At 66.0% G+C, this 23,559-nt stretch carries 18 protein-coding genes; 8 read left to right on the top strand and 10 right to left on the bottom strand.

The window, feature by feature from the left end:
- Positions 1-88: 88 nt before the first annotated feature.
- Positions 89-1,792 carry a peptide ABC transporter substrate-binding protein gene (locus EYE42_RS13595; protein ID WP_130991862.1) on the bottom strand — a complete coding sequence of 568 codons (1,704 nt, stop codon included), beginning with the start codon at positions 1,790-1,792 and terminating at the stop codon, positions 89-91.
- 255 nt (positions 1,793-2,047) lie between these two features.
- Between EYE42_RS13595 and EYE42_RS13590 the strand changes: the two genes are divergently transcribed.
- Entirely contained in the window at positions 2,048-3,880 is a 1,833-nt protein-coding gene (locus EYE42_RS13590; RefSeq protein WP_170309512.1) for an ABC transporter ATP-binding protein, read from the top strand.
- Between the two features lie 19 nt (positions 3,881-3,899).
- On the opposite strand, the gene EYE42_RS13585 is transcribed toward EYE42_RS13590, so the two are convergent.
- Positions 3,900-5,057, bottom strand: a complete 1,158-nt coding sequence (locus tag EYE42_RS13585; RefSeq protein WP_165455794.1) for a GGDEF domain-containing protein — start codon at positions 5,055-5,057, stop codon at positions 3,900-3,902.
- 208 nt (positions 5,058-5,265) lie between these two features.
- Here EYE42_RS13585 and EYE42_RS13580 point away from each other — a divergent pair, with 208 nt between their 5' ends.
- Complete coding sequence (locus EYE42_RS13580; protein WP_130991860.1) at positions 5,266-6,432, top strand: M20 aminoacylase family protein; 1,167 nt, start codon at positions 5,266-5,268, stop codon at positions 6,430-6,432.
- A 120-nt stretch (positions 6,433-6,552) separates the two neighbouring features.
- Entirely contained in the window at positions 6,553-7,437 is an 885-nt protein-coding gene (gene purU, locus EYE42_RS13575) for a formyltetrahydrofolate deformylase (protein WP_130991859.1), read from the top strand.
- Positions 7,438-7,738: 301 nt separating this feature from the next.
- Here purU and EYE42_RS13570 read toward each other — a convergent pair whose 3' ends face one another.
- From EYE42_RS13570 to EYE42_RS13555, 4 genes are read right to left on the bottom strand one after another with little or no spacing between them, the layout of a single operon-like run.
- The gene (locus EYE42_RS13570; RefSeq protein ID WP_130991858.1) at positions 7,739-8,818 is read right to left on the bottom strand and encodes a BMP family ABC transporter substrate-binding protein; all 1,080 of its coding nucleotides are present in this window, start codon (positions 8,816-8,818) and stop codon (positions 7,739-7,741) included.
- Positions 8,819-8,845: 27 nt separating this feature from the next.
- Positions 8,846-9,733 carry an ABC transporter permease gene (locus tag EYE42_RS13565; RefSeq protein WP_130991857.1) on the bottom strand — a complete coding sequence of 296 codons (888 nt, stop codon included), beginning with the start codon at positions 9,731-9,733 and terminating at the stop codon, positions 8,846-8,848.
- A complete protein-coding gene (locus EYE42_RS13560; protein ID WP_130991856.1) occupies positions 9,730-10,806 on the bottom strand; it encodes an ABC transporter permease in 1,077 nt (358 codons plus the stop codon). The genes EYE42_RS13565 and EYE42_RS13560 overlap by 4 nt, the downstream gene beginning before the upstream one ends.
- Positions 10,803-12,341: an ABC transporter ATP-binding protein gene (locus EYE42_RS13555; protein WP_246020802.1), complete on the bottom strand. Its 1,539-nt coding sequence runs from the start codon at positions 12,339-12,341 to the stop codon at positions 10,803-10,805. Before EYE42_RS13555 ends, EYE42_RS13560 begins: the two co-directional genes overlap by 4 nt.
- Before the next feature lie 76 nt (positions 12,342-12,417).
- Between EYE42_RS13555 and dnaE the strand changes: the two genes are divergently transcribed.
- Genes dnaE through ruvB form a run of 5 tightly spaced genes read left to right on the top strand, consistent with a single transcriptional unit; the run spans position 12,418 to position 19,095 of the window.
- Positions 12,418-15,903 carry a DNA polymerase III subunit alpha gene (gene dnaE, locus EYE42_RS13550; protein ID WP_130991854.1) on the top strand — a complete coding sequence of 1,162 codons (3,486 nt, stop codon included), beginning with the start codon at positions 12,418-12,420 and terminating at the stop codon, positions 15,901-15,903.
- 57 nt (positions 15,904-15,960) lie between these two features.
- On the top strand, positions 15,961-16,458 hold the full coding sequence (gene ruvC, locus EYE42_RS13545; RefSeq protein WP_130991853.1) for a crossover junction endodeoxyribonuclease RuvC: 498 nt from the start codon (positions 15,961-15,963) through the stop codon (positions 16,456-16,458).
- On the top strand, positions 16,455-17,144 hold the full coding sequence (ruvA, locus tag EYE42_RS13540) for a Holliday junction branch migration protein RuvA (RefSeq protein WP_130991852.1): 690 nt from the start codon (positions 16,455-16,457) through the stop codon (positions 17,142-17,144). Before ruvC ends, ruvA begins: the two co-directional genes overlap by 4 nt.
- A 14-nt stretch (positions 17,145-17,158) precedes the next feature.
- Positions 17,159-18,064, top strand: coding sequence for a zinc metalloprotease HtpX (gene htpX, locus EYE42_RS13535; protein WP_130991851.1), 906 nt, complete (start codon positions 17,159-17,161; stop codon positions 18,062-18,064).
- Complete coding sequence (gene ruvB, locus EYE42_RS13530) at positions 18,064-19,095, top strand: Holliday junction branch migration DNA helicase RuvB (protein ID WP_130991850.1); 1,032 nt, start codon at positions 18,064-18,066, stop codon at positions 19,093-19,095. Before htpX ends, ruvB begins: the two co-directional genes overlap by 1 nt.
- On the opposite strand, the gene folD is transcribed toward ruvB, so the two are convergent.
- From folD to tilS, 4 genes are all read right to left on the bottom strand, one after another.
- Entirely contained in the window at positions 19,092-19,967 is an 876-nt protein-coding gene (gene folD / locus EYE42_RS13525; RefSeq protein ID WP_130991890.1) for a bifunctional methylenetetrahydrofolate dehydrogenase/methenyltetrahydrofolate cyclohydrolase FolD, read from the bottom strand. The two genes, ruvB and folD, sit on opposite strands and share 4 nt — an antisense overlap.
- Positions 19,968-19,981: 14 nt before the next feature.
- Positions 19,982-20,281 carry a chorismate mutase gene (locus EYE42_RS13520; RefSeq protein WP_246020800.1) on the bottom strand — a complete coding sequence of 100 codons (300 nt, stop codon included), beginning with the start codon at positions 20,279-20,281 and terminating at the stop codon, positions 19,982-19,984.
- A gap of 94 nt (positions 20,282-20,375) precedes the next feature.
- Positions 20,376-22,265, bottom strand: coding sequence for an ATP-dependent zinc metalloprotease FtsH (ftsH, locus tag EYE42_RS13515; protein ID WP_130991849.1), 1,890 nt, complete (start codon positions 22,263-22,265; stop codon positions 20,376-20,378).
- Between the two features lie 56 nt (positions 22,266-22,321).
- A complete protein-coding gene (tilS, locus tag EYE42_RS13510) occupies positions 22,322-23,557 on the bottom strand; it encodes a tRNA lysidine(34) synthetase TilS (RefSeq protein ID WP_130991848.1) in 1,236 nt (411 codons plus the stop codon).
- Positions 23,558-23,559: the final 2 nt, after the last annotated feature.

The following is a 23,559-nucleotide window of genomic DNA, read 5'->3' as shown; positions in this document are numbered from 1 at the left end:
CGATCAGGCGGAATCGGATGGCGCAGGCCGCCCTGGATGCGGCCCGCGCCCTGTGCGGCCCCGCGACGGATCGCAGGGCCTGCCAACGTCACTGGCTGACGCGGGTCCAGTCGGCGACGTTCCACATCTCGGAATCCCAGGCGTTCAGTTGCACGCCGCCCAAGGTGTTGGAATGGGCCGAGGCGGTGCCGCGATAAACCAGCGGGATGATCGCGTTGCTTTCCTTGGTCAGCATGTCGTTCAGCCGCTTGCCGATCTCGGCGCGTTCGGCCGGATCCACGGTCCGCGACAGTTCGGCCATCAGTTCGTCATAGGCCGGGTCGCAGTAACGGCTGATGTTTTCACCCTGCCACTGGTTCGCGGGGCTGGGGGCCTTGTCGCAAGTCCACTTTGCCAGATAGGGCGCGGGATTGCCGCCCTCGAAGTTGTCGGCATACATCTGCACGTCGGCATAGAATTTCTGCAGCGTGTCCGGCGAGCCGGGGTCCGAGCCGAAGAATACCGAGGCGTCGATGGTCTTGAGTTCGGTCTCGATGCCGATTTCCGACCACCACTGCTTGATCAGCGCCTGAAAGTCCTGGCGCACCGCGTTGACCGAGGTCTGGTAAACCATGCGCAGTTGCACGCCGTCCTTTTCGCGGATGCCGTTGCCGCCCACGGTCCAGCCGGCTTCCTCCAGCAGCGCCTTGGCGCCTTCGATGTCCTGGGTCAGGCATTCGGTGTTGTCGGACGCCCAGGCCTCGGGCGCGGGGACATAGTTGCAGGTGGGCTGGCCCGATGTGCCATAGCCGATTTCCGTCAACAACTGGCGGTCGATGGCCATGGACAGCGCTTGGCGCACGGCCGGATCGGTCAGGAAGGGGTGGGGGTGGGCCTCGGTCGAACGCTCGCCTTCGGGGTGGGACGACGACGGATCGGTCAGGTTGACATGGATGCGTTCCACAAGGCTGCCAAAGGCCGCGCTGACCTTGCCTCGGCCCATCTGTTCCATCCCGGCGATCACGTCGGGGGCAAGCTGGGTGTTCCAGGCATAGTCGAACTCGCCCGTTTCCAGAACCGCGCGCGCGGCTGCCGCCGCATCGCCGCCGCCCTTGACGGTCGCGGTGGCAAAGGCGGGCTTGGCCGGATCGCGGTATTCGGGGTTGGCCTCGAAGGTGATGACGTCGTTGGTCAGGAACTGCGTCACCCGGAACGGGCCGGTGCCGATCGGGTTGAAGTTCTGGTCCGTACAGGTCGGGGCATTGGCGCCCAGGCAGTTCTCGAACTGGACCTTTTGCAGGATCGGCGACTGCGAGCCGACGAAGGCCGAATAGGGATCGGGCATGGCGTCGGTGAAATTGATCCTGACGGTCAGATCATCGACCGCCTCGATGGACTCGATCCCCTCGAACTTGGCCAGTTGCGAACAGCCGCCGTTGGGGTCCATGCAGTACTGGCCGGTAAAGACCACGTCCTCGGCCGTGACAGGGCTGCCGTCGGACCACTTCAGCCCTTCCTGCAATTTCCAGGTGACCGATTTCAGATCCTCGGCGATGCCGCCGTTTTCCAGCGTCGGGATCTCGGCCGCAAGGCGGGTGTAATGCTCCCCCTCGGGCGTCATTCCCGCCAGGGGTTCCAGCGTCATGCTGGAGGCGATGATTTCCTTGGTGCCCCCGGACAGATAGGGGTTCATTGTGGACGGGGCCTGCCACATGATGATGTTCAGGGCGCCGTCGCTGCCCCGTTCCGCCATCGCGGCGGACGCCATCGCAAAAGAGGCAACTGCGCCCAACAACACGGTTCTTGTTTTCATCGATCTCTCCTGTCGGAAGTTGCGACCCGCAGGGCCGGTCCGAACGGTTCTGAACCCTTGCCGGGTTTATGTTCTTGTTTCCCTCGGGTCATCGGGAATATGTCCCGCCCATGGGCCTTGCGGAATGACATCAGTTTCAATCCAAGCCTCTCGGGAAAGCAAGCGCTATCGCGCAACGTCACATCGGTTCTTTCGGCTTTGACTTTCGGCAAGGCACGGCTAGCCTTGCCGAAACGCATTCAACGGGGCCGCCTGATGCTGGATGACAAGCCGCTTGTTTCCATCGAAAACCTGCGGGTCGAATTCGAAACCTCGGACGGCGTCGTGGTGGGCGTCAGGGATGTCACCTTTGATATCAAGCCGGGCGAATGCGTCTGCGTGGTGGGCGAATCCGGGTCGGGCAAATCGGTCAGTTCCCTGTCGCTGATGCGGCTGGTGGAATTCGGCGGCGGCACCATCGCCGGCGGACGCCTGATGTTCGAAGCCGACGACGGGCGCGTGATCGACCTGGCGCAGCAGTCCCTGCCCGCCATGCGCGACATCCGGGGCAACCAGATCGGCATGATCTTCCAGGAACCGATGACGGCGTTGAACCCGGTCTTCACCGTGGGCGAGCAGTTGACCGAGGGGCTGATCGTTCACCGCGGCCTGAAAAAGTCCGATGCCCGCGCCCGCGCGCTGGAAATTCTGCGCCAGGTCCGCATCCCCGAACCCGAACGCCGGCTGGATCAGTATCCGCACGAACTGTCTGGCGGGATGCGCCAGCGCGTCGTGATCGCCATCGCCATGGCCTGCGAGCCGCGTCTGCTGATCTGCGACGAACCCACGACCGCGCTGGACGTGACCATCCAGGCGGAAATCCTGGCGCTGATCGACCGGCTGAAGCGTGAAAAGCAGATTGCCGTTCTTTTCATCACCCATGACATGGCGGTGGTGGCGCAGATGGCCGACCGGGTGGTCGTCATGTATCGCGGCAACAAGGTCGAGGAAGGCCCGGTCGCGCAGATCTTCGAGAACCCGCGCGAGGATTATACCAAGATGCTGCTGGCCGCCGTCCCGCGCCTGGGCGAGATGACCGGCAAGTCCGCCCCCGAACGGATGCGCCTGATGCGCGACGGCAGCGTCTCTGCACCCGAACCGATCATCGTCAAGGATCCCCGGCCCCTGCTGACGGTCCGGAACCTCACCACCCGCTTTCCGGTCAAGGGCGGCCTGTTGCGCCGCACCATGGCCCGCGTCCACGCGGTCGAGGATGTCAGCTTGACCATCAATGCGGGCGAAACGCTGTCATTGGTGGGGGAGTCGGGCTGCGGCAAATCCACCTGCGGCCGGTCGATCCTGCGGCTGGTGGAACCGGAATCGGGCCGGGTGTCGCTTGATGGTACCGACATCCTGGCCCTGTCGCCCGGCGACCTGCGGCGGGCGCGGCGCGACATGCAGATGATCTTTCAGGATCCCTTCGCCAGCCTGGATCCGCACATGAAGCTGTATGACCAGGTGGCCGAACCGCTAGAGAATTTCGGCATCGGCAGCCGGTCGGAACGCAAGGACCGCATCGCCGCGCTGTTCGACCGCGTGGAACTGCCGCGCAGCTTCATGCGCCGTTACCCGCACGAGATGTCGGGCGGCCAGCGCCAGCGCATCGCCATCGCCCGCGCCCTGGCCCTGAACCCCAAGCTGATCATCGCCGACGAGGCCGTGTCCGCGCTGGACGTGTCCGTGCAGGCGCAGGTGCTGAACCTGCTGATGGAATTGCAGGGCGACCTGGGCATTTCCATGCTGTTCATCAGTCATGACATGGCGGTGGTCGAACGCGTCAGTCATCACGTCGGCGTCATGTATCTGGGCCGGATCGTGGAAATGGGCACCCGCCGACAGGTCTTTGAAAACCCGCAGCACAACTATACCCGACAGTTGATGGCGGCGGTTCCGGTGGCCGATCCCCGTCAGAAGAAGATCAGCGAGGATCTGAAGTTCAAGCCGATTCCGTCGCCGATCCATCCCGTGGACTATCAGGCGGCGCCGTCCGTGTACCGAGAGGTCGCGCCGGGCCACAAGGTTCTGGTGGAACCTTCGACCCACCACTGACCCCGGCTGGAACCACGGGTCATTCGGCCAGGACCGGCGCCTCTGGCGTCTCGCGGCCCGGGGCGATGGTGCTGTCTGCCGACCGCTCCTCGGCGGTCAGGGACGCGCGGCCCCGCCGCTTTTCGCGATACATCTGCTGGTCCGACAGGTTCGATCCATCCCGCAGCGGGGCCGATGCCAGAATGTAGCTGCTGCCGATGGAGAGGCGGATCGGACGGCGATCGCCGGTCCGGGTCGCGACATGCACCTCGGCAAGGGTGCCGTGGATGCGGCTGCGAATCAGGCGGCTGTCGTCGGGGGCAACATCGCGGACGACCATCAGGAATTCGTCCCCGCCGATCCGCGCGCCCAGGTCGCCATCCCGCAGGCTGTCGCGGATCGCGTCGGCCACGGCGATCAGGGCCTTGTCGCCCAGCGGGTGCCCGTTCTCGTCGTTGAACTGCTTGAACGCATCGATGTCGATCGTGACGATCAGCGCACCCGCGCGGCTGTGGGCCCCCTGCTGCCACGCCTCATAGGCCGTGTCCAATCCGCGCCGGTTCAGCAGGCCCGTCAGCGGATCGGTCATCGCCAGGCGCGAAAAGGTCTTTTCCCGGCTGATCGTGTCCAACACCCCCAGGATCAGGGTGCCCAGAAACACCGCGCCGACCATGTCGCCCAGCATGAGCCAGCCTATGAAGCCGTTCCGCAATGCCCGGATGATGAGGTCCGGTGAATGAAGCAACCCCGCCAGGATCGACAGGGACATGGCAGCGCCCAGCATCACCAGGGCCGGAACTGCCCCGCGCCCCTGACGCAGCGTCGGCCCAAAGGCAATCCGCCACACCAGGCACAGCACCCAGGTTCCCAGCATCGAGGTGACCCCTGGCTCGACCCCGGCACCCCCAAGTTCCAGCCGGAACGCGATCCCGAAACCCAGCGTCAGCAGTCCGGGAACCAGCCCGAACAACCCCGTGCTCAACCCGATGAACAGGCTGCGCAGGTCGAAAAACACCCCATCCTCCAACCGAAGCGGCGAGAGCATCGCGGCGCAGCATCCAAGGCCGAACACGACCCCCACCGCCGCCATCTTCAGCTTTTCCGGCCCCGTTCCGCAGCGGATCACCGCACCGGCCAGCAGCGAGCAGATCGACACAAGGCCGAACTGGTTCAGGACAACAATCAGATCGGCAAGCATGGGCGAATGATCCTGATCCAGCGGGGGGGCAGGTTTCGGGGGCTCAGACCGATTGGTCCCATGGCCCCGCGACAAGCCTTTAGCGCTAACCTGCATTGCCCGTGATTCTTAGGGTGGATGCGTTAACAGAGTGTTAACCCTGCGGCCCCGCCACCCCCTCTTGCAGCAACGGCCCGTGCGGGCCACACTGTCGCAAAGGAGATACTGAATGCCCGTCAAGAACCGCTTTGCCGAACTTCTGCCCGAAATCACCGCCTGGCGGCGCGATTTTCACGAACATCCCGAACTGCTCTACGATGTCTACCGCACGGCGGGCCGCGTGGCCCAATTGCTGCGCGAGTTCGGCTGCGACGAGGTGGTCGAGGGCGTGGGCCGGACCGGCGTGGTCGGGGTCATCAAGGGCAGGACCGACAGCCAGGGCCGCGTGGTGGGCTTGCGCGCCGACATGGACGCCTTGCCGATCATTGAGCAGACCGGTCTGGACTATGCGTCCAAGACACCCGGCAAGATGCACGCCTGCGGCCATGACGGCCATACCGCCATGCTGCTGGGCGCCGCGAAATACCTGGCCGAGACGCGCAATTTCGACGGCACCGCGGTGGTGATCTTCCAGCCTGCCGAAGAAGGCGGCGGCGGCGGCGACGCGATGGTCAAGGACGGGCTTGTCAGCCGCTGGAACATCCAGGAATTCTACGGGATGCACAACATGCCGGGAATGCCGGTCGGCAGCTTCTCGATCAAGCCCGGCCCGATGATGGCGGCGGCCGACCAGTTCGACATCATCGTGACCGGCAAGGGCGGGCACGCGGCCAAGCCGCACGAATGCATCGACACCACCCTGACCGCCGCGCAGATCATCGTGGCGCTGCAATCGGTCGTTTCTCGCAATGTGGATCCGCTGAAAAACGCCGTGATCTCGGTCTGCGTGGTCTCCACCGATTCGACGGCGCATAACGTGATCCCCCAGGTGGTCAGGCTGAAGGGCACGGCGCGCAGCCTGGACCCCGGCGTCCGCGACCAGCTCGAGGAAGGTATCGCCCGGATTGCCACAAACGTCGCAGCCGCAATGGGGGCGAGTGCCCAGGTCGATTACCAGCGGGGCTATCCGGTCACGATGAACGACGAACAGGCGACCGAATGGGCGGCCGAGGTCGCGCGCGACATCGCGGGCGACGTGAACCTGTCGATGCAGCCGATGATGGGGGGCGAGGATTTCAGCTACATGCTGAACGAACGGCAGGGCGCCTATATCTTCGTGGGCAACGGCGACACGGCGATGGTCCATCACCCGGCCTATAATTTCAACGACGACGCGATCCCGGCGGGGTCCAGTTGGTACGCCGGCATGGTCGAGGCGCGGATGCCTGCCGCCTGATTCAGGCACGCCGCCGGGGGGATGTCGCAACGCCCCCCGGCGGTGTCGGAAACATGATTGTCATTCCGCTGCGATCATCCGAAATGGCGTTACCAGACAGCCAGGAAAGCGGAACCCTCCATGAACAGTTACACGCTGCGCGTCACCTGTCGTTCGACCCGCGGGATCGTGGCGGCCATTTCCGGCTTTCTGGCCGGGCATGATTGCAACATCACCGACAGCGCGCAGTTCGACGACACCGAAACCGGCCGGTTCTTCATGCGCGTCCGGTTCCGATCCGAAGGCAAGGCCACGCTGGACCAGTTGCAGGACGGGATCGCCCCCATCGCCGAACGCTTCGGGATGGAATCCGAGTTCAGCGACGATGCGGTGAAGAAAAAGGTGGTCATCATGGTCAGCCGGTTCGGCCATTGCCTGAACGACCTGCTGTATCGCTGGCGGATCGGCGCCCTGCCCATCGACATCGTTGCGGTGATTTCCAACCACATGGACTATCAGAAGGTCGTGGTGAACCACGATCTGCCCTATTACTGCATCAAGGTCACGCCCGGAACCAAGGCCCAGGCCGAGGCCGATCAGATGCGCATCGTCCGCGAGACGGGGGCCGAACTGATCGTTCTGGCTCGCTACATGCAAGTTCTGTCGGACGAGATGTGCCAGGCCATGTCGGGCCGGATCATCAACATCCATCACAGCTTCCTGCCCAGCTTCAAGGGCGCAAATCCCTACAAGCAGGCCTATGAACGCGGGGTCAAGCTGATCGGCGCGACCAGCCATTACGTGACCGCCGACCTGGACGAAGGCCCGATCATCGAACAGGACACGGTACGCGTGACCCATGCCCAATCAACCGGGGACTATGTGTCTTTGGGTCGCGATGTCGAGGCGCAGGTTCTGGCCCGCGCCATCCACGCCCATATCCATGGCCAGGTGTTCCTAAACGGCGAAAAGACCGTGGTCTTTCCCCCGTCGCCCGGAAGCTATGCCAGTGAACGGATGGGATGAAACAGAAGGGGGCTTTGCGCCCCCGCCGCGCTGACGCGCGTTCGTCGCTGGAAAAGGTCCACTGGACCTTTTTCCGGGCGCTCCTCACCCCGTAGGATATTTCGGTCAAGGCAAAGACCGAAAGGCTTTCTTAACCTGCGCCGGGTAATATCGAAGCTGCGGTACAGGCGGGGACGCCGATGACCGTTCAAGGCAAAGCGCCCCGTTTCCTGTTGGAAGCGGGGCGTCATTCATGTTTTGCCTTGATCCAAATATCCCGGGGGAGTCCCGCAGGGACGGGGGCAGCGCCCCCTTTTTTCCCCTATTGCGGAATCTCGGCCGTGATCCCTTCGACATAGAAGTTCATGCCCGACAGTTCCTCGTCCTTGGCAACCTGGCCGTCGGCGAGCCAGGCCGATCCGTCGGCCTTGTTCAGCGGGCCGGTGAAGGGATGGTATTCGCCCGCGCCGATCCGGTCACGCAGCGCCTCGGCTTCGGCCTTGACCTCGGCGGGCACGGCCTCGGTGATCTCTCCGATCACGACCTCGCCGTCGCCGATGCCGGCCCAGGTCGCCTCGGATGTCCAGGTGCCGTCCAGAACCTGACCGACGCGCTTGATGTAGTAAGGCGCCCAGTTGTCGATGATCGAGGACACGCGCGGGGTCGGGGCAAAGGCCGCCATGTCGCTGGCCTGGCCAAAGCCTATGGCGCCGGCTTCCTGCGCCTTGGCCAGCGGGGCGGTCGAATCCGTGTGCTGCATGATCACGTCGACGCCCTCTGCCAGAAGGGCGGCGGCGGCATCGGCCTCTTTGGCGGGATCGAACCAGCTATAGGCCCAGACGACGCGCATTTCGACATCCGGATTCACCTTGCGGGCATGAATGAAGGCACTGTTGATGCCCTGGATCACTTCGGGGATCGGGAACGACCCGATATAGCCGATCTTGTTGGATTTGGTCATCCGGCCCGCGATGGTGCCGATCACCGCGCGGCCCTCATAAAAGCGCGCGTCATAGGTGGCGACGTTCTCGGCCCGCTTGTAGCCGGTGGCGTGCTCGAACTTCACGTCCGGGAACTTGGCCGCAACGTTGATGGTGGGGTCCATAAAGCCGAAGCTGGTGGTGAAGATCAGCTTGTTGCCGGCCAGCGCCAACTGGGTGATGGCCCGTTCGGCATCGGCGCCTTCGGGGACGCTTTCGATAAAGGTGGTTTCCACGCGATCGCCGAACTCCTCCTCGACCGCCAGGCGGCCTTGGTCGTGCTGATAGGTCCAGCCGCCGTCGCCGACCGGGCCGACATAGATGAAGCCGACCTTCAGCGGTTCGTCCTGCGCCCAGGTCGGCGCGGCAAGGCTGATCGTCGTCACGGCGGCGACGCTGGCGATAAGCTGTCTGCGGTTCATGTTTCCCTCTCAGTTGAAACCCGGCGTTCAGCGCAGGGCGTGAAAATCCTGACCCAGCGATCCGGGGGCGGCAGTGCCCGCGCGGCGGCTGAATTTCTGCCGGGCCGAGATGGCGACCAGCACGATGATGGTTGCCAGGTAAGGCGCCATGGACAAAAGCTGCACCGGAACCCGGACGCCCGCCGCCTGAAGGCGCAGTTGCAGCACGGTGACGCCGCCGAACAGCCAGGCGCCCGCCAGAACGCCCGGTGCGGTCCAGTTCGAGAATACCACGATCGCCAGCGCGATCCATCCCGCGCCGGCGGTCATCCCTTCGGTCCATTGCAGCACGGTCGCGATCGAGATGAAGGCCCCGCCGATCCCCGCCATGGCCCCGCCAAAGGCGATCGCCGCGATGCGCACCCGGCGGACGTCGTAGCCCAAGGCATGGGCGGCATCATGGTTTTCGCCGACGCCCCGCAACACCAGCCCCGTGCGGGACCGGTTCAGGAACCACCAGATCGCGGGCACCATCAGCAGCCCCAGCCAGACGATCCAGTTCAGGCCCAGCGGCCCGGCCGCCATGGCGGGGGCCTTGACCCCCTCCATCGGCTTGCCGAACAGCGCGGCAAGGCCCAGGCCGAACAGCGTCAGCGCCAAGCCCGAGGCGACCTGGTTCGACAGCAGGAACTGGGTCAGGGCGGCAAAGGGCATGGCGATCAGCGCCCCGCCCAAGGCAGCCGCGGCAAAGCCCACAAAGGGATTGCCCGTGTGATAGGCGGCGGCGAAACCGGCCAGGGCGCCGGTGATCATCATCCCCTCGACCCCCAGGTTCAGCACGCCCGCGCGTTCGACGACCAGTTCGCCAAGCGCGGCGAACAGGATCGGGGTCGATGCCGACAGAAGCAGCACGAACAGGGCGACGGGGTCGATCATGCCGTGATCCTTCGGGCGATGCGGTAACGGGTCAGAAGGTCGAATCCCAGCAGGAAGAACAGCAGCATCCCCTGGAACACCTGCACGGTGGCGGCGGGCAGGTTCATCGTCAACTGCGCCAGTTCGCCGCCGATATAGGTCAGGGCCAGCAAAAGTCCGGCCAGCAGGATGCCCACCGGATGCAGCCGCCCCAGAAAGGCCACGATGATGGCGGTAAAGCCATAACCCACGCCCACCTTGTCGGTGATCTGGCCTGCGGGGCCAGCGACCTCGAACAGTCCGGCCATGCCGGCCAAGGCGCCCGAGAGCCCCAGGCAGAATGCGACAAGCGTTTCGGGGCGGACCCCGGCAAAGCGGGCGGCGCGGGGGGCCAGTCCCGCCGCGCGGAGATGGAAGCCGCGGATATGGCGCGACATCAGGAACCAGGTCGCCAGAACGGCTGCGGCCGCGGCGACCACGCCCCAATGCGCGCCCGTTCCGGCGACCAGTTCGGGATTCGAGGCCGGGGGATACTGCTGCAGGTTGCGCGATCCCGGAAAGCCGAAGCCTTCGGGGTTCTTCATCGGGCCAAAGGCCATCCAGGCCGCGATACGCTGCGCGACATAGACCAGCATCAGCGACACAAGGATTTCCGAGGCGCCGAACCAGTTGCGCAGCAGGGCAGGAACCATCCCCCAGGCCCAGCCGCCGGCTGCGCCCGCCACGACCATGGCCGGAAAGATCCACATGCCTTGGGCAGGATAGGCCGCCAGCGCCACGGCGGCGCCGGTGATGGCGCCGACGATGTATTGCCCTTCGGCCCCGATGTTCCAGATGCCTGCGCGAAAGCCCACTGCAAGGCCCGAGGCGATCAGGATCAGAGGCGCGGCCTTGACCAGCAGTTGCGGGCGGGAATAGCTGGCGGCAGGGCCGAACAGCGGATCCCAGAAGATCGTTTTGATGGCGGCCACAGGGTCATAGCCCATCACGCCGAACAGGATGCCGCCCGCCAGCATCGTCGCCAGCACCGCCAGAAGAGGAATGGCGACCTGCAGCAGGGCAGGGGTTTCGGTGCGGGGAACAAGGCGGATCATGGATGGGCGACCTCCATCCCGTGCGCGCCGCCCAGCATCAGGCCGATCCGGTCCAGGGTCAGCCCCTCGGTCGTGACGGGATCGGACAGGCGGCCCTCGTTCAGGGCGCAGAAGCGGTCTGAAAGCTCCAGCAGTTCATCCAGATCCTGAGAGATCACGATCACGCCCGCGCCCGATCGCGCCAGATCCAGCAGCGACTGGCGCACGGCGGCGGCGGCGCCCGCATCGACGCCCCAGGTGGGCTGGTTCACCGCCAGCACGCGGGGGGTCTGCATGACCTCTCGGCCGATGACGAATTTTTGCAGGTTGCCGCCCGACAGGGCCTTGGCGGTGGTGCCGGGTCCGGGGGTGCGCACGTCGAAGGCGCGGATGACATCGGCGGCATAGGCGCGGGCGGCGGGGCGGTCGATCAATCCCTTGCGGACCAGTCCCTTGCGCGCCCCTGCGGTCAGCAGCGTGTTGTCCGTCAGGCTGAAATCCGGAACAGCGGCATGGCCCAGCCGGTCCTCGGGCGCGGCCAGAAGGCCTGCCACCCTGCGGCCCTCGGGGCCGAGGCGGGACAGGTCGGCGCCTTCCAGCAGAACGGTGCCGGGGGCGCTGCGAACCTCGCCCGACAGCGCGGCCAGCAACTCGTCCTGGCCGTTGCCCGCAACCCCGCCGATGCCCAGGATCTCGCCCGCGCGCAGGGTCAGGGTAACGCCCTTCAGCGCCGTGCCTTCGGCCGTGGGGGCGGGCTGGGACAGGGCGCGCACCTGCAAAAGAACCTCGCCCGTCCGGCGTCCGCTGCGGTCGATGGGGCGCATCTCGCCGCCCACCATCATTGCCGCCAGGGTGCGGGCGGAGTGGGCGCGGGGATCGCAACTGTCCACCACGCGGCCATGGCGCAGGATCGTGGCGCGGTCGCAATGGGCGCGGATTTCGTCAAGCTTGTGGCTGATATACAGGATCGCCGTTCCCCCGTCGGCCAGCTTGCGCAGGGTGGCGAACAACAACTCGGCCTCTTGCGGGGTCAGGACGCTGGTGGGTTCGTCCATGATCAGCAGGCGCGGGTTCTGCAGCAGGCAGCGGATGATCTCGACCCGCTGGCGCTCGCCCGCCGACAGGGTGACGACACGGCGCGCGGGGTTCAGGGGCAGGCCGAAATCCTGGCTGACCTGCGCGATCCGGGCCGACAAGGCGTGCCGGTGGGGCGGGTTCTCCATCCCCAGGGCGATGTTTTCGGCGACCGTCAGCGCGTCGAACAGCGAAAAATGCTGGAACACCATGGCCACGCCCGCAGCCCGCGCCGCGCGGGGATCGGCAGGTTGGTGCGGCTGGCCGTTCAGCGTCATCTCGCCGTCATCGGGACGCACGAGGCCATAGATCATCTTGACCAGGGTGGACTTGCCCGCGCCGTTCTCGCCCAGCAGGGCGTGGATTTCCCCCGCCTCGACCGAAAAGGACACGTCATCATTGGCGCGGACGCCGGGATAGGATTTGCCGATCCCCTGTGCCCGGAAAACTGCCGCGTCGGTCAAATTTGTCCCCTTGGTCAAGTCCTTGTCCTGCTTATCCCGGTCGGATGGTCTTGGGCAATTGCGCTGTTTCGACAGTTCGCGATAAAAACCGGATATGCCCGCGCACCCCCCCCGATTCATTCACCTTCGCACACATTCCGAACATTCGTTGCTGGAAGGTGCAATCCCGGTGGGCAAGCTGCCCGGACTGGCGGCGGATGCCGGAATGCCGGCCGTGGCGCTGACCGACACCAACGCCCTGTTCGCGGCCCTGGAATTCAGCGTAAAGGCGATGGACAAGGGCGTCCAGCCGATCATCGGCTGCCAGATCACCGTGCAGGCCCCCGAAATTTCAAGCCATGCCACCGGGCCGATGGTGCTGCTGGCGCAGAATCAGGCGGGCTGGCTGAACCTGATGGCGCTGTCGTCCTGCCTGTATCTGCGCGATGGCGGCGCCCTGCCGCATGTCACGGTGGACGAGTTGTGCGCCCATGCCGAGGGGCTGATTTGCCTGACCGGCGGGCCTGCCGGGCCGCTGGGCTGCCTGATCGCGCAGGGGCAGGGGGACAGGGCCGATGCCCTGGCCGACCGGCTGGCCGCAGCCTTTCCGACCCGGCTTTACGTCGAACTGCAGCGCCATCCGGGCGAGAACGGCCATCTGATGGCCGCCGAGGCCGCGTCCGAGGCCGGGCTGATCGATCTGGCCTATGCGAAATCCCTGCCGCTGGTCGCCACGAACGACGTCTATTTCGCCAGGCCCGACATGTTCGAGGCCCATGACGCGCTGATCTGCATCGCCGAAAAGGCCTATGTGGACCAGTCACAGCCCCGCCGCCGCCTGACGCCGCAGCATTACTTCAAGTCGGCCGAGGAAATGGCGGTGCTGTTCGCCGACCTGCCCGAGGCGCTGGAGAACACCGTGGAAATCGCCCGCCGCTGCGCCTTTGCGGTGAAAAAGCATGCCCCGATCCTGCCCCGATTCGCCGACGACGAGGTGGACGAGCTGCGCCGTCAGGCCCGCGCCGGGCTGGAGGCGCGGCTGCGCGTCATCCCCCATGCCGTCCCGGTCGAGGAATACCAGGCCCGGCTGGAGTTTGAGCTGGGCATCATCGAGCAGATGGGCTTTCCCGGCTATTTCCTGATCGTGGCCGATTTCATCAAATGGGCCAAGGATCACGACATTCCCGTGGGTCCGGGCCGGGGTTCGGGGGCGGGGTCGCTGGTGGCCTATGCGCTGACCATCACCGACCTGGATCCGCTGCGCTATAACCTGCTGTTCGAACGGTTCCTGAACCCCGAACGCGTGTCCATGCCCGATTTCGACATCGACTTCTGCATGGACCGGCGCGAGGAGGTGATCCGCTATGTCCAGGACCGTTACGGCAAGGACAAGGTGGGCCAGATCATCACCTTCGGCGCGCTGCTGTCCAAGGCCGCGGTGCGCGACGTGGGCCGCGTGCTGCAGATGCCATTCGGCCAGGTGGACCGCCTGTCCAAGATGATCCCGCTGGAGGGCGTCAAGCCCGTCAGCATCGCGCGTGCCCGCGCCGACGAACCCCGCCTGCGCGAGGCCGCGCGCGAGGAGGTGGTGGCCCGGCTGCTGGATTACGCCGAAAAGCTGGAAGGTCTGTACCGCAACGCATCCACCCATGCGGCGGGCGTGGTGATCGGCGACCGCCCGCTGGACCGGCTGGTGCCGCTGTATCGCGATCCGGCCTCGGACATGCCGGCCACGCAGTTCAACATGAAATGGGTGGAACAGGCCGGGCTGGTCAAGTTCGACTTCCTGGGCCTGAAGACGCTGACCGTCATCCAGAACGCGGTGGACCTGATCAACGGGCAGGGCCGGCCGCTGCATGTCGCGGCGGACGGGCGACAGATCTACGACCCTCCGTCCGGCACCGAAAACCAGATCGCCCATATCCCGCTGGACGACAAGGCCAGCTACGACCTGTTCGCCAGTGCCCGTACTGTTGCCGTGTTCCAGGTGGAATCCAGCGGCATGATGGACGCGCTGCGCCGGATGCGCCCCACCTGCATCGAGGATATCGTGGCGCTGGTGGCGCTGTACCGTCCCGGCCCGATGGAGAACATCCCCACCTATTGCGAGGTCAAGAACGGCCTGCGGAAACTGGAATCCATCCATCCCAGCATCGACCATATCCTGGCCGAAACGCAGGGCATCATCGTCTATCAGGAACAGGTGATGCAGATCGCGCAGGTCATGGCGGGCTATTCGCTGGGCGGCGCCGACCTGCTGCGCCGCGCGATGGGCAAGAAGATCGCCAGCGAAATGGCCAAGGAGCGCCCGAAATTCGTCGATGGCGCGGTGGCAAACGGCGTGGACGCCAAGAAGGCGGGCGAGGTCTTTGATCTGCTGGAAAAGTTCGCCAACTACGGTTTCAACAAATCGCACGCGGCGGCCTATGCCGTGGTCAGCTATCAGACGGCGTGGCTCAAGGCGAACCACCCGGTCGAGTTCATGGCCGCGGTGATGAACTGCGATATCCACCTGACCGACAAGCTGGCTGTCTACAAACGCGAATGCGACCGGATGGGGATCGAGATCGTGCCGCCCTGCGTGAACCGGTCGGCCCCCACTTTCAGCGTGCAGGAAGGCCGCATCCACTACGCCCTCGGCGCATTGAAAGGCGTGGGCATCGAGGCGATGAAGCTGATCCACGAAGCCCGCGGCGACACGCCGTTCGGCGATCTTCACGATTTTGCCCGCCGCGTGGACATGAAGCGCGTAGGCAAGCGCCCGTTGGAAATGCTGGCCCGCGCCGGGGCCTTTGACGGCCTGGACGACAACCGCGCCCGCATCCTGAAAGGGCTGGATGCGCTGTGTGCCTGGTCGGCGGCGGTGCAGGATCAGGCGGCGTCCAGCCAGACATCGCTGTTCGGCGGGGGCGAGGATCTGCCGCCGCCCCGTGCGCCCATTGCCCCCGTCTGGCTGCCCACCGAAAAGCTGGGCGAGGAGCACAAGGCCATCGGGTTCTATCTGTCGGGCCATCCTCTTGACGACTACCTGCCCGCGCTGAGGCGCAAGAAGGTCCAGACCCTGGCCGAAATCGGCCAAGCGGCGCTGGGCGGGCCGCTGGTTGCCAGCATCGCCGGCACGGTCGCCGCGCGAATGGAACGCAAGTCGGCCAAGGGCACGCCCTATGCCTTTGTCAGCCTGTCCGACCCGACCGGGCTTTACGAGGTGACGGTGTTTTCCGACCTGCTGACGGCATCCCGCGACCGGCTGGAACCGGGACAGAACGTGGTCCTGCAGGTCAAGGCCGAACCATCTGGCGATGGGGTGAAGATGCTGGCGAATGCGATTGATCTGCTGGACAACGTGGTGGCCGATGCGGGCGCGGGCTGCCTGGCGGTCGAGATGCAGGGCGGCGACACCATCGCCCGCCTGGCCGAGACGCTGGCCCGCATCCGGACCGAGATCACCGTCCCCGCCCGCTCTCGGGGCCCGGTTGTGCTGCGCCTCCGCGACGGCGGCACGGTGATCGAGATCGAGGTCGCGAACGATGCCCCCCTGACCACCCCCGCCCGCCAGGCCCTGCGCGCCGTTCCCGGCGTCCTGGACGTGATCGAGGAATAGGCCCCTAGGCAAATGTTCGCCTTTCGTGCTAGTCCTTCGGAAAACGAAAGGGGCGTCATGCGGGTTCTGGGCATCGATCCTGGGCTGAGGAACATGGGCTGGGGCGTGATCGCCGTCGATGGTTCGCGCCTGCGCCATATCGCCAACGGCGTGATCCAGACCGAGGCGGGCGATCTGGGCACACGGCTGTCGCAACTGTATCGCGGACTGTGCGGGGTGATCGCGGCCCATGCGCCCGATGCCGCGGCGGTGGAACAGACTTTTGTCAACAAGGACGCGGTCGGCACGCTGAAGCTGGGACAGGCACGCGGCATCGCCCTGCTGGCACCCGCCGAGGCGGGGCTGGCCATCGGCGAATACGCCCCGAATGCTGTGAAGAAGACCGTGGTCGGCGTGGGACACGCCGGCAAGGAACAGGTGCAGCACATGGTAAAGGTCCAGCTTCCCGGTGTCGTCTTCGACAGCGCCGACGCGGCCGACGCGCTGGCCATCGCCATCTGCCATGCCCGCCATCTGCAGGGCCGGTCGCTGCGCATCGTGGAACGGTCCGCATGATCGGGCGCATCGCCGGGATCATCCTGCATCGGGCCCGCGATCACGTCCTGATCGACGTGCGCGGCGTCGGCTATATCGTCCATGTCAGCGAACGCACCGCGGCCAGCCTGCCGCCGGTGGGGCAGGCGGTCGCGCTTTATACCGACCTGATGGTGCGCGAGGATCTGCTGCAACTGTTCGGCTTTGCGTCGATGCTGGAAAAGGAATGGCACCGGCTGCTGACCGGCGTGCAGGGCGTCGGCGCCAAGGTGTCGCTGGCGATCCTGGGCACGCTTGGCCCCGAAGGGCTGGCGCGCGCGATCGCACTGGGTGACTGGGCCATGGTCCGCAAGGCCAACGGTGTGGGTCCGAAGCTGGCGCAGCGGGTGGTGCTGGAACTGAAAGACAAGGCGCCCGCGATCATGGCCCTGGGCGCGACGCTGTCGGTGGACATGGGCGTGACGATGGTCGAGGCCGATGCAGCGGTCATCGAAACCGCCACGCCCCCCGCAGCCAGGCCCGCCGCACCGTCCGACGCGATGCTGGCCGCCCGCGCCACGTCCGAGGCGCTGTCCGCCCTGACCAATCTGGGCTATGCTGCCAGCGAAGCGGCCCAGGCCGTGGCCGAGGCGCAGGCGCGGGAACCCACCGCCCAAACGCCCGCGTTGATCCGGGCGGCGCTGCGCCTGCTTGCGCCCAAGGAATGACGCGGGGGTTGACGATGCACGGAAACGCAAAGGTCTTTGTCCTGATGGCCGCCATGACCGCCCTGGTCATGGCCCTGGGCTGGATGCTGGGCGGACAGGGCGGCGCGGTCATGGCGCTGGTGCTGGCCGGCGGCATGAACGTTTTTTCCTGGTGGAACAGCGACAAGATGGTGCTGCGCCAGCAGGGCGCGGTGGAACTGTCGCCGCAACAGGGCGGCGATCTTTACGCGCTGACCGCCGAACTGGCGCGGCGGGCCGACCTGCCGATGCCGAAACTGTATCTTTTGCCGACCCAGCAACCCAATGCATTCGCGACGGGCCGCAACCCGGAAAACTCTGCGGTCGCGGTGACTCAGGGCTTGGTCGCCAGCCTGTCGCGGGATGAAATTGCGGGCGTGATCGCGCATGAACTGGCCCATATCAAGCACCGCGACACGCTGACCATGACCGTCACCGCGACCATGGCGGGCGCCATTGCCATGATGGGCAACATGATGCTGTTCACCGGCGGGCGCGACGACCGGGGCGGTGGCCTGGGCGCGATCCTGGCGATGATCTTTGCGCCGCTGGCCGCGATGATGGTGCAGATGGCCATTTCCCGCGCCCGCGAATACGAGGCCGACGCGACAGGCGCGCAGATCAGCGGCCAGCCGCAGGCCCTGGCCTCGGCCCTGGCGCGGATTTCGCAACTGGCGGGGCGGACGCTGAACATTCCGGCGGAAAAGAACCCGGCGGCGGCCTCCTTGTTCATCATCAACCCGCTGAACGGGTTGCGCATGGACAGCCTGTTTGCCACCCATCCCCCGACCGAGGAACGGATCGCCCGGCTGATGGCGATGAACGGCCACGGCCCTGCTGCAGCCGAACGTCGTTCGCCGATCCCGCGCAGCGGCCGCGACGACGGTCCCTGGGGCCGCTGATGATCCAGCCCGATCCCACCCTGCGCCCCGAACCCATCGAAGGCGAAACCGAGGACCGCGCCCTGCGCCCGCAGATGCTGTCCGAATTCGTGGGCCAGGCGGATGCGCGCGCGAACCTGCGCGTGTTCATCGAAAGCGCCCGGATGCGCGGCAAGGCCATGGATCACACGTTGTTCTTCGGCCCGCCCGGCCTGGGCAAGACCACGCTGGCGCAGATCATGGCGCGCGAACTGGGCGTCAACTTCCGCATGACATCCGGGCCGGTGCTGGCGCGGGCGGGCGATCTGGCCGCGATCCTGACCAACCTGGAATCCCGCGACGTGCTGTTCATCGACGAAATCCATCGGATGAATCCGGCGGTCGAGGAGATCCTGTATCCCGCGATGGAGGATTTCGAACTGGATCTGGTGATCGGCGAAGGGCCTGCCGCGCGGACCGTGCGGATCGAATTGCAGCCCTTCACGCTGGTCGGCGCCACCACTCGGCTTGGCCTGCTGACCACGCCGTTGCGCGACCGGTTCGGCATTCCGACCCGGCTGGAGTTCTATACGATCGCCGAACTGGACCTGATCGTGCAGCGGGGCGCGCGTCTGATGGGCATCCACGCCGAACCCGACGGCACGCGCGAAATCGCCCGCCGCGCCCGTGGCACCCCCCGCATCGCCGGTCGATTGCTGCGGCGCGTGGTGGATTTCGCCCTGGTCGAGGGCGACGGCCGTCTGACGCGCCGGATCGCCGACACCGCCCTGACCCGTCTGGGCGTGGACGACATGGGGCTGGACGGGGCCGACAGGCGTTACCTGATGCAGATGGCCGAACATTACGGTGGCGGCCCGGTGGGGGTGGAAACCCTGTCCGCCGCCCTGTCCGAAAGCCGCGATGCGATCGAGGAAGTGATCGAGCCGTATCTGCTGCAGCAGGGCCTGGTCGCCCGGACCCCCCGTGGCCGGCAACTGACCGCGGGCGCCTGGCGGCACCTGGGTCTTGCGGCGCCTGCCCAGCCATCGCAGCCCAACCTGTTTGACAGTTAGGGGGTCAGCCCTTCGGGATCGGGCAGGCCGTTGGCGCGCGCCGTGGCGGTCAGGGTATTGGCCAGCAGGCAGGCGATTGTCATGGGACCGACGCCGCCGGGGACGGGGGTGATGGCGCCTGCGACATGGCGGGCCGTGTCGAAATCCACGTCGCCGATCAGCCGGTCACCGGCCCGGTTGATGCCCACGTCGATCACCGTCGCCCCCGGCTTGATCCAGTCGCCCTGCACGAAGCACGGCTGGCCCACCGCTGCCACGATGATGTCGGCCTGACGGCACAGGTCGGGCAGGTTGGCGGTCCGGGAATGGGCAATCGTCACCGTCGCGCTGTCACGCAGCAGCAACTGGGCCATCGGCTTGCCGACGATATTGCTGCGCCCGATCACAAGCGCGCTTTTGCCCGACAGGTCGCCCATCTGATCGCGCAACAGCATCAGACAGCCCAGCGGCGTGCAGGGCACCATCGCCTTCTGGCCCGTCGCAAGCCGCCCGACGTTCTGGATGTGAAAGCCGTCCACATCCTTGGCCGGGTCGATGGCATTGATGACCGCCGATTCGTCCATCTGCCGTGGCAGGGGCAGTTGCACAAGGATGCCGTTCACCGCCGAATCGGCATTCAACCGGCCGATCAGCGCCAGCAGGTCGGCCTGCGGCGTGTCTGCGGACAGGCGGTGCTCGAACGAGTTCATGCCGACCTCCTGCGTCATCCGGCCCTTGGACCGGACATAGACCTGGCTTGCCGGATTGTCGCCCACCAGGACCGCGGCAAGGCCGGGGGTGATGCCCCGCTTTTCCAGGGCCGCGACTTCCCTTGCGATGCGGACGCGCAGGTCGGCGGCGAATGCCTTGCCGTCGATCAGTCGTGCAGTCATGGGCGGGGTGGCGGTCACGGGCGATCTCCGTTCAGATAGCGGTCTTCCTGCGCGATCGCAGCCTCGACCAGTTGCCGCCAGATATTCTCGATCAAGGTCCGGTCCAGCCCGCGCAATGCGGCGTGGCGGCCGGCATTTGCGACAACTTCCTCGACCCGGTCATCAATGCGGGCGGGCAGGCCGATCTGTTTCTTGATCTGAGCGGCGCGGGCGATCAAGGCATGGCGCTGTGCCAGCAGGCCGATCACCTGTTCGTCAAGCGCGTCGATATGGGCGCGCAGCGTGTTCATGTCCGAGATGTCGTCTGTCTGCATCGGACCCTCCATCATCTGGCGGGGGATGCACCGGACGGCACCGGGCTGCAAGACATAAAGAAAGACCCCGGCACAAAGGCCGGGGATGGGGTCGTCATGCCGGGGCGGGATCGCCACCAGTGGCTGGCTTGCCCGCCTTCGGAATTGCCGTGACCGAGGGGATCAGGCTGCTTGGCGTATCGTCATCACCGCCAAGCGGTTCGCCCCGCAGGATCTTGCCGATTTCCTCGCCGGTGAGGGTCTCGTATTCCAACAGGCCCTGGGCCATCCGTTCGAATTCGGTTTCCTTTTCCAGCAGGATGCGGCGCGCGGTCTGATAGCCTTCCTCGATCAGATCGCGGACTTCCTGCTCGATCAGTTCCTTGGTCGCCGCGGAAATCGAAAAGCCGCCGGTCGAACCGTTATAGCCCTCGTGCGCCTCGGCATAGTCGATATTGCCGACCTTGTCGGACATGCCCCAGCGCATCACCATCGCACGGGCAAGGGAACTGGCCTGCTGGATATCGCCCGCCGGCCCGTTGGACACGCCTTCTTCGCCGTATTTGATGATCTCGGCGGCCTTGCCGGCCATGGTCATCGCCAGCTTCTGCTTGGCCTCGTCCTTGTGAAAGTTGAGACGGTCGATTTCGGGCAGGGACACCACCATCCCCAAGGCCCCGCCGCGCGGAATGATCGTGGCCTTGTAGACCGGATCGCATTTCGGCAGCGACAGCCCGACGACGGCATGGCCGGCCTCGTGATAGGCGGTCTTTTCCTTTTGTTCCGGCGTCAGGACCATGCTGCGGCGTTCGACGCCCAGCATCACCTTGTCCTTGGCGTTCTCGAAATCCTCCATGCTGACAAAACGGCGACCGATGCGGGCGGCCATCAGCGCGGCCTCGTTCACCAGGTTCATCAGGTCGGCGCCCGAGAAACCGGGCGTGCCGCGTGCGATGATGCGCAGATCCACGTCCGGGCCGACCGGCACCTTGCGGGCATGAACCGACAGGATCTTTTCGCGGCCCTTGATGTCGGGATTGGGCACATGGATCTGGCGGTCAAAGCGGCCGGGACGCAGCAGGGCGGGGTCCAGAACATCGCGGCGGTTGGTGGCGGCAACGATGATGATGCCCTCGTTCGCCTCGAATCCGTCCATTTCCACCAGAAGCTGGTTCAGCGTCTGTTCACGTTCGTCGTTGCCGCCGCCGATCCCTACGCCACGGGCACGGCCCACGGCGTCGATCTCGTCGATGAAGACGATACAGGGGGCGGATTTCTTGGCCTGTTCGAACATGTCGCGGACGCGGGACGCGCCGACGCCCACGAACATTTCCACGAAGTCCGAGCCCGAGATGGTGAAGAACGGCACGCCCGCCTCGCCGGCGATGGCGCGGGCCAGCAGGGTCTTGCCGGTTCCCGGAGGTCCGACCAGCAGCGCGCCTTTGGGAATCTTGCCGCCCAGGCGACTGAACTTCTGCGGGTTGCGGAGGAATTCGACGATTTCTTCCAGTTCTTCCTTGGCCTCGTCGATGCCCGCCACGTCGTCGAATGTGACGCGGCCGTGCTTTTCGGTCAGAAGCTTGGCGCGCGACTTGCCAAAGCCCATCGCACCCCCTTTGCCGCCGCCCTGCATCCGGTTCATGAAGAAGATCCAGACCCCGATCAGCAGGATGAAGGGCAGCCAGACCCCCAGCAGGGACATGAAGCCCGACTGCTGCTGGCGCACGACCCGGACATCGACATTCTGCGCGATCAGCCGTTCGGCAATATCTTCGCCCTGGGGGCGAATGGTCGAATACTGGTTTCCGTCGGTGCCGGTGATCGCAAGCTCCTCACCGTCGATCACCACACCGGCAACCTGATCGTTATCGACCCGCTGGATGAAGTCGGAATAGCTGATCTGCCGGCTGTTCATGGTGTTCGCGCCGTCGCTGAACAGGTTGAACAGCGCCAGGATCATCAGAAACAGAACGACCCAGAAGGCGAGGTTGCGTGCATTGCCCAAGGCGGATCTCCGGGGGAAGGACGTTTGCGTTGAAAATAGGGATTATTGGCGCAGGTTCAATGCGCCATTACAAGGCGGCGGAAATCGGCGATGCTGCGCAGGGGACGCACGTCATAGGGCGCGGTGGCGCGAACCAGGGGTGCCGCGACCAGTCGATCGCCGTCCCATATCGCCGGGGTCGCGGCGGCTTCGTCCCGGGCAAGGCCCGCCAGACGCCATTTCACGCGCGCGACCTCTCCGGTGCCGAGGGCCGCGACGCGCTGGCCGGGTTTCAGGCCGCTGATGATCCAGCGATTGTCCCAAACCCCGCTATGAACGTCGGGGGCACGCAGGGCGGCGGCGGTTTCGCGGAACAGGCGGATGCGGTCGCCGGCCGGGTCGATCAAGGCGCCGTCCAGCGTGACGCGCTGGCTGGTGGCGATGGCGCCCAGGGCGTGCAGCACCGTGTTGCGGCGCGGGGGATAATCCGCGCCTGTGATCCAGCGGCAGGCTGCGACGATCAGCCGCCGCCGGATCTCGGGCGGGGCTTCGACAAACGGACGGCGCGGCAGGATCAGGCTGCCGTTGCGGACAACGACATCACGCGCGGCATGGGCCGCATAATGGGCCAGGGCATCGCGCGCCTCGCCGATGTGTCTGGCGGCGCGGGCCAGGGCCGCGATGTCCAGGCCCGCTGCGCCGATGGTCTTTCGGACCCGGATACGCTCGAAATCGTCGCTGTCGTTGCTGGGATCGTCGATCCAGGGAATGGCACGCACCTCCAGCCAATCGCGCAGCGTCTGCCGCCCGACCCCCAGCATGGGACGCAGCCACCTGATCCCGAAGGCGTCGCGCCATTCCGCCATCGAGGCCAGGCCGTCGATGCCCGACCCCCGCGCAAGCCGCATCAGCAACGTTTCCGCCTGATCATCCGCCGTATGCCCCAAAAGAACGGCCGAGAGGCCGTTGCGCCGCGCCCATCCGGCCAGCAGGCGCAGCCGCGCGTCGCGGGCATTGGCCATCAGGTTGCCGGCCTCGGTGTCGCGCTGCCACAGCAGGGTGGCATGGGCCAAGCCCAGGGCGCGGGCGGCTCGGGCGACCCCGCGTGCCTCGGCGGCGCTGTCGGCCCGCAGGCCGTGATCCACGGTGGCCACCATGATCCGGCGGCCGCGGGCCCAGTCCGCCGCCATATGCATCAGCGCCACCGAATCGCCGCCGCCCGACACCGCGATGCCAAGCGCGGGCATGTCGGCGGCCAGCCGGTCCAGCGCGGCGTGAACGGCAAAGGCTGGATCGGCGGCGGTCAACGTCATGG

The organism is Paracoccus subflavus, assembly GCF_004310345.1.
Classification (GTDB): Bacteria; Pseudomonadota; Alphaproteobacteria; order Rhodobacterales; family Rhodobacteraceae; genus Paracoccus; species Paracoccus subflavus.
Note: the sequence above shows the minus strand (reverse complement) of the source record. Positions and strands in the feature narration are given on the sequence as shown.